Below are 19,684 nucleotides of genomic sequence, written 5' to 3'. Positions count from 1 at the left end.
AAGAAATCATACCTTATTTGCCTATCATAGTTTAAGTATATTTTTATATACTACTATTTTATTTATTATTATTTTTTACCCTTTTTCTTAAATAACACTATTGCACCTGCAGCTACTACTATAATAGCTACTACTATATAAATAGTTGAATTAACCCCACCAGTGTTAGGTAAATTTGTTGTTTCATTATTATTTGAACCATTATTTGTACCTGATCCATTATTTGATCCTGAACCATTTTCTGATCCATTTCCACCTTCTGGTTTAACCTCAACACCTGGTTCCTCTTTTTCAAGTTCTGCTATTTTTGCTTCTGCTTTCTCTAACATTTCTAATAATTCTGGAGAAACTAGTGCTTTTTCTGCTTCAGTTAATGCATTATATGCAGCTCTTGCAGCAGCGATTCTAGCTTTATCAGCTAAAGTTATATTAGAAAGTTCCGGTAAACTTGATATAATCTCTTCTACATTCTTAATTGCCTCTTCATTAACTTCTTCATCTTCTAAAACAACTATTTCTGCTGAATCTCTAACTCTTAATCTATGACCTTCTGGATCTTCTGATGCAAGACCAATTGCTGAAACCATGTCTCCAACCTTAACTCTTGACTTCCACTCATCTGCTACACCTGGATTTGTACTACTTCCAATATATCCTTCTGTGTAAACTCTTGCTTCACCAGTCCCATCATTAACATATATATTTTGACCTTCTATTCTAGTTACTTTACCAGCTACTTCAACTAATAATCCTTCTTTTTCTTCAAGCATACTATCTGCAGTAGAAAGCTTAGTTGGATTAATTAAATTAATATTCGTATCAATTATTTCTAAATCAAACTCTTCATTATTTAAAGCAATTTGTGCATCACCTAAATATGAAGATACTTTACCTGTAAGTCTTACCTTTTGACCTAATTTAACTTCTGTTGATGATACCCCAAACACAGTAAGTCCAGCTGTTTCATCTTGTACATAAATTACATCAAAGAAAGAATTTCCTTTTGCTGATGCATTAGATGCTGCAGTAACATACCCTTCAACAACTACTGTTTCTCCAAATCTATCTGGATTATTATCTCCATCTAAATCCACTCTTACATCAGCAATTTTACTAACTGGTAACTGTGGAGTTGGTGCTAATTCTCTTAATACTTTACTTGTTATATCAAAGTTTGAATATACATATCCATCAATTTCGAAATCTGAGAAGAATGTAGCTCCTGAAACAAATACTTTAGAACCACTTTCAAGTGTTTCAACTGCAAGCCCTACAACATCACCTTGTCCTACTGGAGTATTATCCCCTTGCTTATCTGCATCATTACCATAAGTAGTTTCATGACCTTTTACTAAAACTTCAATATTATTAGTATCTTCTGGCATAACTAATGTTGAACCACTATAGAAGCTATAATTTTTGCTTGTATCAACATCCTTTAACCATTCACTTTCAGTATTATAATCATTAAAGTATAATCTATAGCTTTGACCACCATTTTCTGAATCATCTGTAGCTTGGTCATCATTAAATCTTATATTAGCACCAATTGCCTCAAGAACTGAATTTCCTTGTGCTGCATTTCCATATTCTCCAACACCATCACCATAGTCAGCTTTTGATGTTATTATAATATTTCCACCATTTTGTGCGAATTTAGCAATAGCCTTTAACTCATCTTCTGTGTATTTTTGTGGTGTTAATCCATACGAATCCTTATTTGTACTTTGAGGGTCTGAAAGTATTAATAATGATACACCATCTAAAGTTTCATCTGTAATTGGCTCAGTATTTAATATAGATTTTATTCCATTTTGAGTCATTAATCCTGTAAGTGTAGTTATTTTCCCTGAGTAATCCCCACTTACATATTGGTTTTGATGAGCTCCATCAATAACTACCTTTGAAACAGCACTAGCTTTAGATACTTTAATATCTATGCTACCTTTAAACTCTCTCTCATTCCCGTTTACATTTGCTTTAACAACTACATCTATTTTATGTTCACCAGCAGTTTCAAAGCTATGGCTTAATGTAGTAGTTCCTGTTGAAGCAGATCCAATATTTTCAATAGTACTTACTACTGGTTCAGTAGCTCCATCAATATAATATTCAACTTTAACATCTGTTAACTCTGTTGCTTCATTGTTGTAAATAGTAGTATCAATATTAATTTTTTCATTTTCCACTACAAGTTCTGTATCACAGTCAATTGATTCTATTCCAACATTTTCTCTTTCACCAACCCATATAGGTGCAGTTACTGCGATATCTTGGTCCGCTTGATCAACTCTTACATAGTAATATGAACTTACATTGTTATCTAAAGTAAATGTCCACTCTTTCTCTGCTGAATTTATATTATCTATAGATTTTACAACCTTACCACCATCTCCAATAATTGAGATTTTCTTAATGTTATCCCCTGAATCAATATCTTCTACATTTATCTTAAATTCTAATGCACCTGTATCATCTAAAATTGATCCCATAGTACTTCCATTTACAGTATATGAAATTCTTAAGTTTTCATCTTCTGTAGCATAAGTTCTTCTTTCGCTAATAGCTTCATAAATAGCTTCTCTTGTAAGCTCTGATGCTTCAACTACTGTTCTTGCAGTATTAGCATTACCCCATTTACCTTTATGGTTATCTTGGTTGTTTGTAGGAGATACATGCCATCCCTTATCAAGAGCTCTTGTATACTCTTCATACGATGGGAAATATCCTGAACTTCTTATAGCGCCTTCACCATTACCAACTTCTATTAAAGTAACTACTTCATCAATAGCTGCATCATAATGTGCATAATCACTAAAGTTACCAAAAGTTTTACCTGGATGGTTTAATTGAGATAAAGACTCTGGATATTGCTTTAATGTCTCATAGTAATTCTTTAAATTCATATTTTTATTTGTTCTAGTTTCAAATCCTGGTGTATTAAATGTATTTATATGTCCATATCCACCTGTTGAACCTGACCATGTCATTTCATAACCATACATAGCTGCAAATTCGCCATCTTTATTATACTTATCAGCAGTAGCTAATCCTAATTGCCACTCTTCACTTGCAGATCCGTCCCCCATATTAGCTGATGTATCATTATCAAACCAGTTACTATGATCTGTAACAGCTATAAAATCAACATTTGCATTATCTCTAGCGTAAGTATAAGCTTCATCTATTGTACCTTGTCCATCTGAAAGGTTTGTGTGTGAGTGAAGTTGTCCAAAATAAAGATTACTTTCTACAGCACCAACTGTAAACTTCCACTCTTTAGTAGTTAAGTTTCCTAATGTATCCTTAACTTCAACTTTAACAGCATATTTTCCATCAGCTAAATCTTCTTTGACTGAATATTTAACTGTATTTTTTTCTTTAACTAAGTTAGATGTAACATCTTCACCATTAAATGTAACTTTAACAGTATTCATATCCACACCAGACTCATCTTCAAATGTAGCTGTTATTTCAGGTCTTCTATTTTCACCTAAATTAGCTGAATTTCCTGGAGTAACCTTAATTACCTTTGGTCCAACCTTATCAACTTCTGGCTCTTCAGGTACATCCGGAGTTTCTGATTCAATCTTTATAACTTGTGATGAATTATTTATTCTTAATTGATATCCACCATTACCATCATTAGAATATTGTGATAATGTTGCAACAACTTCAACCTTATCATCAACTTTTATATCACCTAAATCATTAGCTTTGTATAAATTAATAGTTTTTCCATTAGCATCCTTTAAAATTGTATTACCAGTTAAATTTATAGAACTTACAGTTAAATCAGTTATTCTAACTACTTGAGACTCATAATTTTCTCCACCATTATTATCTACAATATCAGCTATTGTTGCTATTTTCCCGTCTGGGAAAATCTTTTGTCCATTATTTTTATTTAAAGTGTATCCATTTAATTGAACTAACCCTTTAAATTCTGATGGTGTTCCTGTAACTACTACTTCATCTCCAATTTCTAAACCTTCAGCACCTCTTAAAGCTATACCACCAGTTTTATCTTCAATTGCATAGTTATATGAACCTCCTGAAGCTTCTTTAAAAGTTACTATCCCTTTAACTAATACTGCTTCAGTTGATTTTCTAGCTTCTTCTATTGAAACTAAACCTTCAATTATTTCTTCAGCTACATATTCACTATTTCTTGGACTTGGTTCTGCTGTATAAAAATCTAAGCTATTATTATTTGTATCCCAACCATTAGTTTCCCCAGTATTATTTCCATAATTATCTTTACGTTGTACACTTGTAGTACTTGACATTTTTTCAGTTGGTGCAGTTTCATACTCATTAGCTGATGAACCAATTCCAACTAAATCGATAACATCTCCATTATTATTTACTAATCTCACCTTACATTCTGAACCTGACATTGCGATATTTCCAACAACATCAGCTTTAGGCAAATCTTCTGTTCCAGCATTTCCGGCTGCTTGCTGTATTAAGCAATATCCCCCTGGAGCAATCTTTCCATTTAAATCAGTACTTTGCCCAAAAGCACCTGCTTTAGAAGCATATTCAACTCTCCATCCTGTTAAATCTATAACTTCTGTAGTAGGGTTATATAATTCAATAAAATCATTTCTGTAAGTAGCTCCACCATTACCCCCACCACCATATACTTCACTAATAACAATACTTTGTGCAACTTCAGCTTTAACTGATTTAACTGGAGTTACTAATCCAGTTGTCATAGTTGCGGCTATTACTAAAGCAATTAATTTCTTATTTTTCATTCTAGGTCCCCCTATTTAAATTAATTTTTATTTCTTTACGAACATTATTCTAACACAGAACACGAACGTTTGGAATACTAAACTTGTTAAATTTATGCTAAATTTCGTATTTTTTGTTCTTTTTCCTAACTTTATTATAAAAACTTCGTCTTTTTTCATGTTTTATGTATATTTTTTACATTATAGATATAATATAACTTATTTAAATTAATTTTTATTAAATGAAAGCTTCCAAATAAAAAAAGCTTTATGAATAAGTTTTTTCTCGCGAAATTTCTTATATCAAAAGCTTCTTTTTCAAATCATGTTATTTACTTTTACCCTTTTTACATAAATAGCTACCTATTAATGCCGTAATTGGTACAGCTAAAACTATTCCTATGCTACCCGCTAATCCTTGTATCACTTCAGTTCCTAATACGTCTAAATTTATCATTTTATTATATGGCATAGATGAAGAATATATTAAAATTAAAACACTTAATGATCCACCAGCAAAGGCTAAAATTAATGTGTTTGTCATTGTCCCAATAATATCTTTTCCAATATTCATTGCACTTTTAAATAATTCTTTATATGTAACATTTTCATTTATACTATTCATTTCAAATATAGCTGAAGAAATTGACATAGCTACATCCATTACTGCTCCTAGTGATGCAACTAATATACCCGTAAACATTAACCCTTTAATTTTCAATCCTGTATCTTCTGCTATATACATTAAACTTTCTGCATCCTCCATAGTTATTCCTGAAAGATTACTTAAATGTCCAAATAAATAAGCAATAACGCCTGCAATTATAACTCCTGCAATAGTTCCTAATATAGCGGCAGCTGTTTTTCTATTCATGCCTGAAACTAATAATAATGTTACAGTTATACTTAATATAGCCATTAGAATACCTGCAATAATGGGACTTACCCCTTTAAGAAGAAGTGGTAACATTAAATATACACAACAAACCAATGTGAAAACTAGAGAAACTAGTGATTTTACACCTTTAACTCCACCTATACTAATTACTACTATTGCAAATAGAGCAATTAGTATATAAATAACATTACTCCTATCATAACTAAATAACGTTACAACATTTTCCCCATTTTTATCATATACACCAACTATTACCTTACTTCCCTCATTAACTTTAATATTATATAACCTACTTACTGGATTCCCCACTTCAAACTCTTGTCCTTTTAACGGACCATCCTTTATTTCTATTGCTACTGTTTGAAAGCCTACCTCTACATCCTCTAAAAATTCATCAGCTTGTAAACTTTCTTCAACAATGTCTACTACCTCACCTTTATAGTATTCCATTCCCTTATTATACTTATCAGCTAAAAATCCACCTTTAAATATAAACTTTGATAAACTTATCAATATCAAGCTACATACTATCACCCCTATAATTGGAATAACATTCTTCTTTAGATTTTTCATACTTTCCCCCTAATTTGAAACATACTTTATTTATCTATATTTTATTACATATATTAAAAAAGGTAAATTATTTTATATATTTTTCTATATAATATTCGTATTTTCATTTTATATAATAATACTCACTCAAAAAATACTTATACAATTCATTATAATAATCAATTATAAATTTATGTTAAACCTATATTTATTAATAATAAAAGAACATACCCTTAAGAAGGTATGTTCCTTAAACTATTTATTTCTTTTCTTTTCTTTTCTTTTTAACTTCCATAACTATTCCACTAGCTACTAATAATAATGCTGCTCCTATAACATAAATACTATTAGTTCCTCCAGTCTTAGGTATTGTAGTAATTTTATTTTCACTTACATTTCCTTTGTTTTCATTACCCTTATCTGTATTATTTTTATCATCATTTACTACTCCTAAAGCTATTTTACTGCCTGTTCCTTGTATTGGTGTTGGTGTCGGAGTTGGGTTTTTATTTGAAGAACTTGGATATTTAATTGAAAATTCATATTCTACTTCAGTTATATTTTCTGCTTTATCCGTAGCAACTATTTTTAATACATAATTTCCTTCATCCTTTATCTCATTTCCAATATACTCTTCTCCATTTAAAGTCATTACTAACTCTGTATCTTCATTAACTGTTATAATTGGTTTTACATCTTTATCATACCTCATACCATCTATAACCCCATCAACAGTAACTTTTGGAGCCGTTTTATCTATTTCAAAGTTATACACTACCTCTGTTTCATTACCAGCTTCATCTACCCCTTTGATTATGAATTCATACTTACCTTCTTCAGTTATTGCTGATTTATCATATTCTTCTCCATTTAACTTTATTGAAACTTTTATTGCATCTTCTATCTTTATAATTGGTATTACATCTTTATTATAAACTTTTCCATCTTCTAACCCATTAACTGTTACAATAGGGGCTGTTTTATCAATAACAAAATTTATAACTAATTTATTTTCTACCCCGGTAATGCCTACAGTCGTAACTATTAATTCATACTTGCCTTCTTCGTTTATTTCATTAAAATTATAATCTTTTCCATTTAAAGTCGCTGTTACCATAGCTTCTTTTGGATCAACTGATATCTCCGGCTTTATATTTTTATTATATACTCTATTATTTTCTACACCTTTAATATTTACAATAGGTATATTTTTATCTATTTTTATCTTTATTTTCTTAACCGTTTCATGTCCAACTAAATCTACTGCCTTTAATATTATTACATCTCCATCTACAACAGGAACTTCATACTCAAATTCTCTATAGTTAGTTTCTTCATTATTTTCATTTAATTTTACTGTCATTTTCTTTTCATTATTTAAGTATAAAGAATAACCATTTGACTTATCAGATACAGATCCCTTTAATATAACTTTATCTTTAGATGTAGCTAAAATTCCGTCTTCATCAACAATTGGTGTAAAAATATTTAACGTTGGTGCTGTAATATCACAGTATACTTTATTACTATAATTTGCTATTATATTTCCTGAAGTATCATTTGCATAAAGCTTAACAGTATTTTCCCCCTCTTCAAGAGTTACTATTTTAGTAAACTTCCCATTTTCTCTTATATCTGGTTCTTCTCCATTAATTAATATCTTATCTACAGGTCCAGAATAAACACCTTCTACTAATAATTCATTGCTAGCTAAATAATCTGAATCTGGAAAATTAATTAGTTTAACACTTGCTTCATTTTTACCAACAGTAATATTATAAATGTCATTACCAACATTATAAGCATTATCCATTGTTAAAACTTCTATAGTATTAACAGAATCATCAGTTAATGTTAAATCAAGATTATACTTATCTTCATTAACAACTGCATTTGCCAATATTTCATCACTTAACACTTCACCATTGACTGAAATAATTAATTGATTTAAACTACCACTTTTTAATTCACCATTAAAATTCAATTCCAACTTATAATTTGTTGTTTCAGATTCTGTATTTGATAATAATTTAGATTGAATTGCTGTTAAATCAATTTTAACAGGAATAATAAAATCTTGATAATAAGTATTATCACCATCAACTTTAGTTTTATAATTTAAATAATATTGTCCTTCTCCTACAACTTCTTGTTTACCAGTTTGTTTATTATATACTTTACCATCCCAAGCAATATCACTAGATACCGATGCCTTTGTGCCACCTTTACCACTAAATATCTTCTTTCTAAAATCTATTCCTTTAACAATATCTTTAGCAATTACTTTTCTATTTTCATCTAATAAATCAACCTTAATTTCTTTTGCATTTCTTAAGAAATATAATGCTGGAAAGAATTCATCCCCTAAAGCATCACCATTTGGTGAAATAGAAATTTTTTCTGGATTTATAATAATATTACCATCATCATCTTTTCCATCATAACCAGCATAATTATATTCTCCTAACACTTCCGTTGCTACAAAACTTGGTGATATTATAATTGATTTTTTATCCCATGAAACTCCATCTATTATAGTATCTGCGCTCCAGTCACCATAATAACCCATGTAAGGAACTACTAATGATGGAGTATCCTCGTTTTCTGCAATAAATTTTATAAATCCTTCTACAAAATTATTTGATACTGTTCCCTCTTTTACACTTAATGTAACATTTATATCAGCTGTTCCCTTAGCAGGCACAGTAACCTTTTTATTATCAAATACTAAACTTGCTCCTTCTAATGTCTTGTCAAATGCCATAGTTCCATTTATAATATTTTTCCCTCTCATAGTTGGAGTAAAGGCAGTTAATACATCACCTAATGATTCTACAGTATACTTCTCCTCTTTATCACTGTAATTAGTTAAAGTCAACTTAAATGATGTTGTATTTCCTATTTCCTTTAATGAAACTGTTGCTTGTCCACTTTCGTCAGTAACTAATACTCTATTTTTTATTGCTTCTTTAGCTTGAATAATTCCAGAACCTTGCCTTCTAGGGGAATATGGAATATTTTCATCTCCAAATTCATTAGTTTCAGTTAAAGTTTTTGCAGTATTTATAATTGTTTTCTTAACAAACTCAACTAACTCTCTTCCTTCAAGTTCAATTCCATTATCTTTTAATCCTTGAATAATTAAAGCTGTAGCACCTGCAACATGTGGCGCTGACATTGATGTACCACTTTTTGCTCCATAACTATTATTATTTAAAGTTGAATAAATATTTCCACCTGGTGCTGTAATTTGAGGAGCAAACTCTAAGTTAGGGGCTGGTCCCCATGAAGTAAAATCAGACATTAATGCTACATGTGGATTTGCTATATTAACAACCCTTCCTTTAAATAATATTGTAGTTTTACTTAACGGAGCATTTTTTAAAAAATCTGCATCTTCTTTCGTAATAAATATTACGGGTATATTAATGCTGCTGTCAGTAGCCATATTAATATAAGCATCACTATCCACATTGTTGCAAACGATTACCGCACTTGCCCCAGCCACTTGTGCATTTATTTGTTTTTCTACGAAAGAAATATCACCTCTGCTTATTAAAGCAACTTTTCCAGATAAATCTTTTCCTTCAAAATCCTTTGGTTTACCAAACCCACAATCCACTATACTTAGTTTATTTTCTGAAGAAAAAACTTCAGTTGGATTAACATCACATTGAGTATAACCAATTAACTTAGTTTCATTTCCAATTCTTGCTTCTAACGCTGGTAAAGTAATTATTGAATTTTCGCTACTAGCCACTTGTAATGCATCACTTGCAAGTCCTGGTGAATCAACAACTCCTGTATCGCTTACACCATTTGCTATATAAGGATTTAATGATGTAGCTGAGTTTCCTGCTGAAACTACACATATTACACCATCATCTGTTGCATTCTTTATAGCAATTTGCTCTGGATCTTCAGCATCTCTATATCCTGCATCAGAACCTAAAGACATATTTATAATATCCGCATCTAATTCTACTGATGCTTCTAATGCTGCTATTATATCATCCGAAAATGCTGATTCTATTTCTGGATTATTTGTAAATACCTTCATCGCAAGCACTTGGGCTTCTGGTGCTACCCCTTGTACCCCGTTATTATTATTAACTTCTTCTTGAGAAGCATTTGCAGCAACTATACCTGCAACATGCATACCATGCATACTACCAGTTAAGTCTACAATTTCATCATTTTTATCTGCAAAGTTATATCCATATGGAACTTTATCTGTGTAAAACTTCCCTAATCCTATATTCGTATTTTCTTTTTTCAATTTAGCTTTTGATGGATCTGTTAATTTCATATCCTTATGACTTGGATCAATGCCTGTATCTATTACTGACACCACTAACCCTTCACCTTTATATCCATAATCATTCCAAACTCTTAAGGCTTCAGTAAACTCTTTAGCTGAATTTACTGATGGATAATAAGCCTTTGCTTCTTTAACACTTGCTACTCCATCAACCTCTTCAATTTTTTCTATATCCTTTCTTTTTACCTCTATAGAAAATCCATTAATAAGGTTTCCGAAAGTATGTTTAACTTCCTCGCCTGTTTCGTTCATTACCTCTTCTTGAATAGGTATTTGTGCTTCTTTTACCTCCTCAACCATCTCTTCTGTTGGTTGTACTCCATCTTCTAGCATTAAAGTTGCTGGAGTTTCAGTTAATTCAACTATTACTCTTACTCTTTCTTCAGGGTTACTTAACTCATCTAATGTTGAGTTTTCATTATCTTTTTCTACCCCTTCCACATTTGAGAACTTGTCTCCATTTAAAATTTTACTTTCCAAATTTTTCAATAAAGTTTTTCTTGCATTTTTACTTTCATTTAAAGTATATGCATTTGCTTCTGTACCTTTGTTTGATGCCAATAATGTTATAGACATAATTGTAGTCACAATAATTGACATAACCCTTAAATTTCTTTTTTTCATATAACCTCCCCCTTTTATTTTTTATATATGTAGATTATGTATTTTACGCAATATATACAATATATGAAACATATGTAATATATTGGATGTATTGTATATATCATGTATATTGTATAACTTTTATTTGCTTTCATCAATACTTTATCATCTTTTTTTTACAATAAATTATGAAAAGCTCTTGCTTTCGTAAATATTTGCCCAATTTGTAAGATGTTTATTTTAATTTTATTATTATAAATCAAAAATAATGCCAATAAGAACTACTCCTATTGGCATTATAATACATAAATTATTATTTTAATTTCTTCTTACCTTTTAATATAAAATATGATCCTCCAGCAACTAATACTAATGCAATAATTACATAATAAATTGTATTTGTTCCTCCTGTTTGAGGTATATTCCCTGGTTTATTATTATTATTATTATTATTATTATTATTATTATTATTATTATTATTATTATTATTATTTTGATTTCCACCATCTGGCTTTATATCAACTCCTGGCTTATCAGAAGTATCTTCATCGCCTGGCACTTCAACTTCTTCATCCTTTGTTACAGTTACCTTTATTTCCTTAGATGTTTCTCTACCATTATCATCAACAACTTTATATATAACTTTATATGCCCCTTCTTTTGATGTATCAACAGTATTCTCTACAATTTCTAATTTTTCAGTAATATCATTACCTAAAGAATCAGTTGCTGTTACACCATCCAAAGGATTAAAAGTATCACCTAATTTAATAATCTTATCCTCTACATTAATTACTGGTTCTGGAATTTCTTCCCCTTCTCCTAACCTAGTAATTTCTAACTCTAAATCCTTAGTTGCAAAACCTATAGCTTCTGCATTATTGTTAAATATATCAGGATTATTTTTATTTTCTTCAGTTGGTTCAATATGAATTGCTATATTATTTTTACCAACATTTAATTTTACTTCATGTGCAAAGTTACCATTTTCATCAACAGCAACAGCTTCACCATTTATTGTTAAGTTAGGATCTAACATTGAATTACCTTTAACAGTAATGCTGTCATTTTTAGTATAGCTTCCATTTGAAGGATCTAATACTACTACAGGCATATCCTTCCATCTAACTACTTCATTTTCAACTAACATTTTCCCATCGCCTTGATTTACAACAGTTATTTTCTCATTTCCACCTTCACCAGTTGTACACCCATACTTACTTTGATTTGCGGCTTTTGGATTTGAGTAATTCATTAATGCTTCTTGATTCCATTCTCCACCTTTAACATACTTATACTCTATTGTTTCACCTTCTAAAACTGAAATAGTATAAGTCCAGTCAGCAGTAACAGCCCCATTTCTACTCATTTCCCATGAATTAACATCCCATCCATTCATTGCTCCTGGCATAGTTATAGTAGCATCAAGAGGAGTATATGAAGGCGCATGTAATTTAAATGTTACTTCTACCATTACTAAATCAGGAGTAACAGTAACCTCATTTGATTTAACAGATTTTCCTCCATTTGTATATGCTATTACTTCATATTTATATTCTGTTTTATTTCTAACATCTGTATCCTTATAAGATACTATAGAGCCATCTTGAACTCTTGCAATAACAACTCCATTTCTTACAATCTCATATAAAGCAATATTATCGTTTCCAACAACACTCCAATTTAAATTAACTTCTCCTGATTGCTCCTCTGGAGTTTTAAGTTCTATTGCATCTGCTGGAATTCCATCTTCAACTAATGATAATTCAAAAACTTTAACTTCTGTAGAGCTTATTGAATTTTCATCATTAAATCCATAATTTCCTTTTGTAGTAAATTCATATTTATATTCATATTTTCCAGGCTTATTCGCTATAAATGAAGCAGTAAACATATCATTATCTCCAGCCTCACCAGAGTAATTTGCTTTAACTACTGTAAACTCCTTATCTCCTGGATACTTAACTAATAATCTTCCTACTAAACCTGATGAAGCACCTTCCTCATTAGAAATATTCTCTATAGAAACTTCAGCATTAATATTTATCGGTGTTGAAATATCAACTTTATCGGCTTTTACATCACTTAGATTTCCAATCCATGTAATCTTTGAATGTGGAGTTAATTCATCACTCCAAGTTAACACTGATCCATTTCCATCCTTATCTATTACACTTACTGCAAAATATAATCTATTACCATTTACTAGTCCATCAATTGTAACTTCAGTATTTTTTACTGTCTTTACTTCTGTTTGTAAACTACCTTTAAAACTTGAAGAATAAATTTTATATTCCTTAGCATCTTTTACAGCATCCCATTTTAAAGTTACTTCTCCATTACCTTCTGTACCTGTAACCTTAGTAACTGAATCTGGTAGCTTTATAACATTAGTACTTGTCATCATTCTTCCTGTCATTGCAGGAATAGTAATTTCTGCCTTTCCATCTTTTACTGTTAGTTTATATGAAGAATCTAATCCATCAACAAATTTTGTTCCATTTCCAGTAAACTCTTTTAAATCTATAGTTACTTTTGCATCAGTATTTGTAGGATTAATAGCAACTATTGCATGTGAATCTTCATAGCTTCTTCCATAAACATACACCCCTTCATTTCCAGTATATAAAGTTTTTAAATCTCCATAAGAGAATAACTCTTTATTATTTTCTCTAACTGATCCAATAGCCTCATAGAAGCTTACTAATGATTCGTCTTCACTTCCCCATGGATAAGTTCTTCTACAATCTGGATCCTTAGAACCTGTAACACCGGCTTCATCTCCATAATAAATAGTAGGTGCTCCTGCATATCCAAATTCAAATAAAGCTGCAAGCTTTAATCTTTGTTTTCCTAAAGCTTTATCATAATTGCTAAACTCAGCTCTTTCATCTGAATCCACTCCACCACCTAGTACATATATAGCTCTTGCAACATCATGTGATCCCATTAAATTCATTAATGCGTAAAACGCTTCTTCTGGATAATCCTCGTAAACAGCCATTAATGTATCATTTAATCTAGTAGCATTACCATTTTTTAAATAATCAATTAAAGCCGCTCTAATTCTATAGTTCATTACAGAATCATATTGATCACCAACAAAGTATTTTGAAGCATCATCCCATATTTCACCTAAAATAAGTGTGTCTTCATTATGTTCCTTCATAACTTCTCTAAAGTCATTCCAGAAAACAGTATCAACCTCATTAGCAACATCTAGTCTCCATCCATCTGCTCCCCAATCAACCCATTGTTTAGCTACTGAATCTTCATCTTTATAGATATAATCAACTAATTCTTTATTATTCCATTCACTAGATTTATTAACAAACTCATCACTTTCACTTGCTAAACCTAATTCAATAGCCTCATCTTTAGTTAATGATTTGAATTCTGGTAATGAATCATATCCCCACCAGCCTTGATAATCATATCTTTCATTTGTTGTTCCAACATCAACTTTAGAGTTTTTAATATTAAACCATAAGTGCCACTTTTCTTTACTAAATCTTTGTCCAGATTTAACAAAATAATCCTCTGCTTTAGTCATAGCATCTTCTTCTGTTAAACCTTCATTATTCATCGTATCATATACATATTCCCAATATTCATAAGCACCAACAGTATCATATTTACCATATCTATCAAAATAAATTGAATCATCACCAACATGATTAAATACACCATCAACAATTAAGTGCATTCCTCTACTCTTTAATTCCTTAGTAAATGACTTAAACTCTTCTTCAGTTCCAAACATAGGGTCTAAAGATTTATAATCTGTTGCATCATATTTGTGATTTGATGCTGCCATAGAAATTGGATTTAAGTATAATGTATTAACACCTAATCCTTGTAAATAATCTAATTTTTCTTGAATTCCCTTAATATCTCCACCAAAGAAATCATTTGACCATATTCCATCTCCAGAATATGCACCATCAATATCAGCCATATTCTTCTCACCTAATCTAGGATTATCAGGAAGCGAATTCCATGATTCTGGTACTTCAATAGGTTCTTCTCCTCTTGCATTTGTCTTTGTATCATCATTAGAAGTATCACCATTATTAAATCTATCTGGGAATATTTGATATACAACTGCTTCTTTCATCCAATCAGGAGTTTGGTAATCCTTATCATAAACTGTTAATTGGAAAAATAATCCATTCTTATCTCCAACAGTTCCTGTTTTACCCTCATAACCATCTTCAACGTAATATTTTGCTGTATCCCCATCTCCAGCAATAAATTTATATCCATAAACTCCTATTTCATCTGGAGTAAATGTTGCTTCCCATATATCAACTTCTTCTTCATCTACTGTTATAGTCGACACTTTTTCCATATTGTAAAGATCTGATCTATTAGTATTTGTATTTCTAACTAATACTCTAGCATATTGTAAATCACCCTTTTGAGCATGCATTCTAACTGTTACATCTGTTCCTTCTTCAACTGCTCCAAATGGATATTTGTAAAGACTGTCCCAAGTATTATGGTATAACATATCCCCATTAACCTGTCCATCTAAATCAGTTATCTCCTTGGAAGCTACTGGTGAATGATAACTAAATGTTTCTTTACCTTGAGCTACATATATATCTAATGTTCCATCATTAGATACATGTCTTAAATCAATAAATCTATTACTATCTACATCTTTTTCAGCCCATTCATTGTCACCCTCTGTTCTCTTAACAATGAAACCTACCTTATTATAATTAACTAGATTTTCATATACTTTAGTTGCTACTTTTCCGTAACTATCTTCTGAAGCAAACTCTACTTTTTCTCCTTCTGCTCCTTCTACCGCCTCTAACCATGTCCATAAATTCCAGTTATCATAATCTTTTTTATTTCTTTTATAATGAATATTTACAGTAAGTTTTTGGTATTCTTTTATAAATGCTCTTTGTTCAATACTTTTTGGCTTTTCTTTTTCGCCATAAGTTACAACAATTTCATTATTATCATTATTTAATTCTGAAATTTCATATTTTAAATCTCCAGTTGCTTTATTACTCCAATCTTGTCCTTGTTTAACTATAATTCCAAGTTCACCTGAAGTTACACCTAAAGGCAATTCTAATAAAGAATATGCCCCTTCTTTATCTACATAATCAAATTCAACAAATTTTCCACCTTCACCAGGATACCATGTCCAAAATCCCCAGTTTTCGTATTTAGTTTCATCGTCTTTAATGAATCTAACCTTTACAACTTTCTTTTCTTGACCTTTTGGCACAATAACAACTGAATTTCCATTTGCTACTTCAGTATTTAATTGATCTATAAATGCTCCATCCCAATTATCTCCTGGATTAGGTTTAAATTTATATTCGTAAGTTCCAGGTTCTAACTTAATTGTTGTAGAAAAAATTCCATCTGAATTCTTTTCCATTTTTATTTCTTTTGATGTATTCCACTCAACCATTGAACCTATTAAATATAAATCGTCACCTTCATATTCAGCTCTAAACGTTACAGTACCATCATCATTAATTTGCGGACTTTTTAATACTGACTCACCTTTAACTGTAAGTATTGCATTAGAAGTAAAATCTCCCTCTTTCTCATGATTTGGATTTATAGGATCGCCTTTCCAATCTCCCCATTCTTGATCTACAGTATCTGGAGACCATGTTACTATACCATATTGATAATTACCTGGTGCTATATCCATAGTTACTGACCAAATATTTGAGTTACTTTCATTAGTCATTTCATGTAAAACACCCCAATCCTTATCAAATGAACCTTTAACAGCTACTCTAGTCTCTGTTCCATTGCCTAAGTAATATAATGTAACCTTCCCATTACTTAATTGTGGATTAACTACCACAGCTGGGTTATTACCTTTTTTATATGTGTTTAACGGATCACCCTTCCAATCTCCTAAAGCTTGCTCTGTTGTGTCTGGAGACCATGTTACAATTCCATATTCATTTATTCCTGATATTCCTTCTACAGTGGTTGTCCAAATATTATTTTCTCCTTTAGCCATATCAATTGTATTCCAACCACTAAACTCTCCCTTTACTTTAACAGCATCTTCTGTTCCATTCCCTTGATAATTAAACGTAACTGTTCCATCACTATTAATTACAGGACTTCTTAGTACAGTTTCTGCCAAAACACTAATAGCATTGTTAGGAAACGGTACCATACTTAGACAAAAGAATACTAATGTCATTATTGATACTTGCCATTTGTACTTTAAAACTCCATTTTTCTTCATAAAATCTCCTCCCAATTTTCAATTTAAAAATAGTCTAATATACTATTTCAACTTTCAGAAACCGTTACCATTTAATTGTTAATTAGTCTATTTCTAAATTCACTTTACATTATTATTGTAAATCATTACGATAACTTTTTCTATATTTTTTTATTTTTTGTAGTTTGTTACAAATTTTTCTTTATTCTATTTATTATCTATTCCTTTTATAGTATAATTATTAGTTAAACATAAAAAGATTGTATAAAACTATTATGAATATATTTATTATATTCATAGTTATGTTTTATACAACCTCTTTTTAGTCTCTTCCTAAATTAATTCCTAGCATTCCTGAAAGAATACCAACTAAAGCACAAAGTGAAAATTTAATCAAATCATATAGCCCTAAAGTAGCCTCTGCTCCGAATAAAACTCCTATTGCATATAAAGCTATGTAAAATAATACACCAACTGAAAGTCCTACTAACCATCCTTTTCTCCCATATAGTTTTGCTGCTAATATTGTTCCAAATATTAAACTAATACTTGTTAACGTAACATTAATAGCGCTATCTATACCAGAGCTAAAATCTACAAAGTTCATAATTAATGAATAGATGGCAGTTAATATAGTAGTTACTGCAACTGCTCCAACAACTCCCTTTAGAACATTGTTAAAATAATCTTTCCACTCCATAAGAATACCCCCTTTTACTTCATTCTATGAAGTAAAAGGGGGTAATATTCTTTATTATGCAACGTCTTTATTTAATTTTTGAGCTATTGAGTTTTTAGTTACTCTAAATCTAACTCTATCTGGACCTGATTGGATAACCATTTGGTCTTCTTCAATTGTTATGATTTTTCCAATGATTCCACCTCTAGTTAAAACTTCGTCATTTACTTTTAACTCTGATAACATTGAATTATATTTCTTAGTTCTTTTCTTTTCTGGTAAAATTAATAAGAAATACATAATTGCGAACATCGCAACTAAAGGTAATAATGTAGCTAATAATTGTGGCATTAAAATCCCTTCCCTTCTCATTTATGTAAAAAATAATACATTGTAATTTTTACTATGCATTAAATACTATACTTTATTTAAAATTATATGTCAATTCTATGAATACTCTATATGCTAAACTTAATAAATTATTCATAAAACTGTTTTTATAACTTTATTTTTTTATATTCCATTCTCTAAGCTTTTGCTCTTTAAACTCACTATAAGTTCCATTATCAATAGCAGTTCTTATGTCTTCCATTAACTTATTATAGAAGTAAAGATTATGTAATACACATAGTCTTAAAGCAAGCATTTCTTTTGCTTTAAATAAGTGTCTTATGTAACTTCTTGTATAATTTTTACATGCAGGACATTGACAGCCTTCATCTATTGGTCTTTCATCTAATTCAAACTTAGCATTCATTAAGTTTATTTTACCCTGACCTGTAAATACATGACCATGTCTACCATTTCTAGCTGGAAGAACACAATCAAAGAAGTCAACCCCTCTATCTACGGCTTCTATTATATTTTCTGGAGTACCAACTCCCATTAAGTATATTGGCTTATCTTCTGGTAGATGTGGAACAACTGCATCAATAATTCTATACATTTCTTCATGAGTTTCTCCAACTGCTAAACCACCAATAGCATATCCATCCATATCTAGTGTTGCTAAATGCTTAGCATGTTCAATTCTTATATCTTCATAACATCCACCTTGGTTAATACCAAAAAGCATTTGTTCTTTATTTATTGTATCTGGTAATGAATTTAATCTATTCATTTCAGCTATGCATCTATCTAACCATCTATTTGTTCTTGCAACTGAATTTATTACATATTCTCTAGTTGATGGATTCGGTATACATTCATCAAAAGCCATTGCTATAGTTGATGCTAAATTACTTTGAATTTGCATTGATTCTTCTGGTCCCATGAATATTTTCTTACCATCTATATGTGAGTTAAAATAAACTCCTTCTTCTTTTATTTTTCTCATAGATGATAGTGAGAATACTTGGAATCCACCTGAATCAGTTAATATAGGTCTATCCCAATTCATAAACTTATGTAATCCGCCCATTTTAGCAACTACTCTATCAGATGGTCTTAAATGTAAATGATATGTATTTGAAAGCTCAACCTGACATCCTATTTCTTTTAAATCCATTGAAGAAACTCCACCTTTAATCGCAGCTAAAGTTCCAACATTCATAAATACTGGTGTTTCAATAGTTCCATGAGGTGTTTCAAATCTACCTCTTCTTGCTTTACCGTCTTTTTTTAACAGCGTATATCTTTTACTCAAAACTTCACGTCCTTTTAACTT

At 30.5% G+C, this 19,684-nt stretch carries 7 protein-coding genes; all 7 read right to left on the bottom strand.

Annotated features, from left to right (window positions below; all coding sequences use genetic code 11):
- Positions 1–68: 68 nt before the first annotated feature.
- Positions 69–4,763 (bottom strand): CehA/McbA family metallohydrolase, encoded by a 4,695-nt coding sequence (locus I4V51_RS07155; RefSeq protein WP_195987638.1) that lies wholly within the window; start codon positions 4,761–4,763, stop codon positions 69–71.
- A gap of 307 nt (positions 4,764–5,070) precedes the next feature.
- Complete coding sequence (locus tag I4V51_RS07150) at positions 5,071–6,213, bottom strand: YibE/F family protein (RefSeq protein ID WP_195987637.1); 1,143 nt, start codon at positions 6,211–6,213, stop codon at positions 5,071–5,073.
- A gap of 238 nt (positions 6,214–6,451) precedes the next feature.
- Positions 6,452–11,137, bottom strand: a complete 4,686-nt coding sequence (locus I4V51_RS21355) for a S8 family serine peptidase (RefSeq protein ID WP_195987636.1) — start codon at positions 11,135–11,137, stop codon at positions 6,452–6,454.
- Positions 11,138–11,429: 292 nt separating this feature from the next.
- A complete protein-coding gene (locus I4V51_RS07140) occupies positions 11,430–17,360 on the bottom strand; it encodes an alpha-amylase family glycosyl hydrolase (RefSeq protein WP_195987635.1) in 5,931 nt (1,976 codons plus the stop codon).
- Between the two features lie 301 nt (positions 17,361–17,661).
- On the bottom strand, positions 17,662–18,039 hold the full coding sequence (locus I4V51_RS07135) for a TIGR04086 family membrane protein (RefSeq protein ID WP_195987634.1): 378 nt from the start codon (positions 18,037–18,039) through the stop codon (positions 17,662–17,664).
- 54 nt (positions 18,040–18,093) lie between these two features.
- Positions 18,094–18,369, bottom strand: coding sequence for a preprotein translocase subunit YajC (gene yajC / locus I4V51_RS07130; RefSeq protein ID WP_195987633.1), 276 nt, complete (start codon positions 18,367–18,369; stop codon positions 18,094–18,096).
- A 154-nt stretch (positions 18,370–18,523) separates the two neighbouring features.
- Positions 18,524–19,663, bottom strand: coding sequence for a tRNA guanosine(34) transglycosylase Tgt (gene tgt / locus I4V51_RS07125; protein ID WP_195987632.1), 1,140 nt, complete (start codon positions 19,661–19,663; stop codon positions 18,524–18,526).
- Positions 19,664–19,684 lie beyond the last annotated feature (21 nt).

Source organism: Clostridium sp. D53t1_180928_C8, assembly GCF_015667795.1.
Lineage (GTDB): Bacteria > Bacillota > Clostridia > Clostridiales > Clostridiaceae > Clostridium.
This window is presented reverse-complemented; position numbering and strand designations above follow the sequence as displayed.

Coding starts and splice junctions, on each gene's coding strand:
- I4V51_RS07140 (WP_195987635.1), bottom strand. CDS start 17,360: ATGAAGAAAAATGGAGTTTTAAAGTACAAATGGCAAGTATCAATAATG.
- I4V51_RS07135 (WP_195987634.1), bottom strand. CDS start 18,039: ATGGAGTGGAAAGATTATTTTAACAATGTTCTAAAGGGAGTTGTTGGA.
- I4V51_RS07150 (WP_195987637.1), bottom strand. CDS start 6,213: ATGAAAAATCTAAAGAAGAATGTTATTCCAATTATAGGGGTGATAGTA.
- I4V51_RS07155 (WP_195987638.1), bottom strand. CDS start 4,763: ATGAAAAATAAGAAATTAATTGCTTTAGTAATAGCCGCAACTATGACA.
- I4V51_RS21355 (WP_195987636.1), bottom strand. CDS start 11,137: ATGAAAAAAAGAAATTTAAGGGTTATGTCAATTATTGTGACTACAATT.
- yajC (WP_195987633.1), bottom strand. CDS start 18,369: ATGCCACAATTATTAGCTACATTATTACCTTTAGTTGCGATGTTCGCA.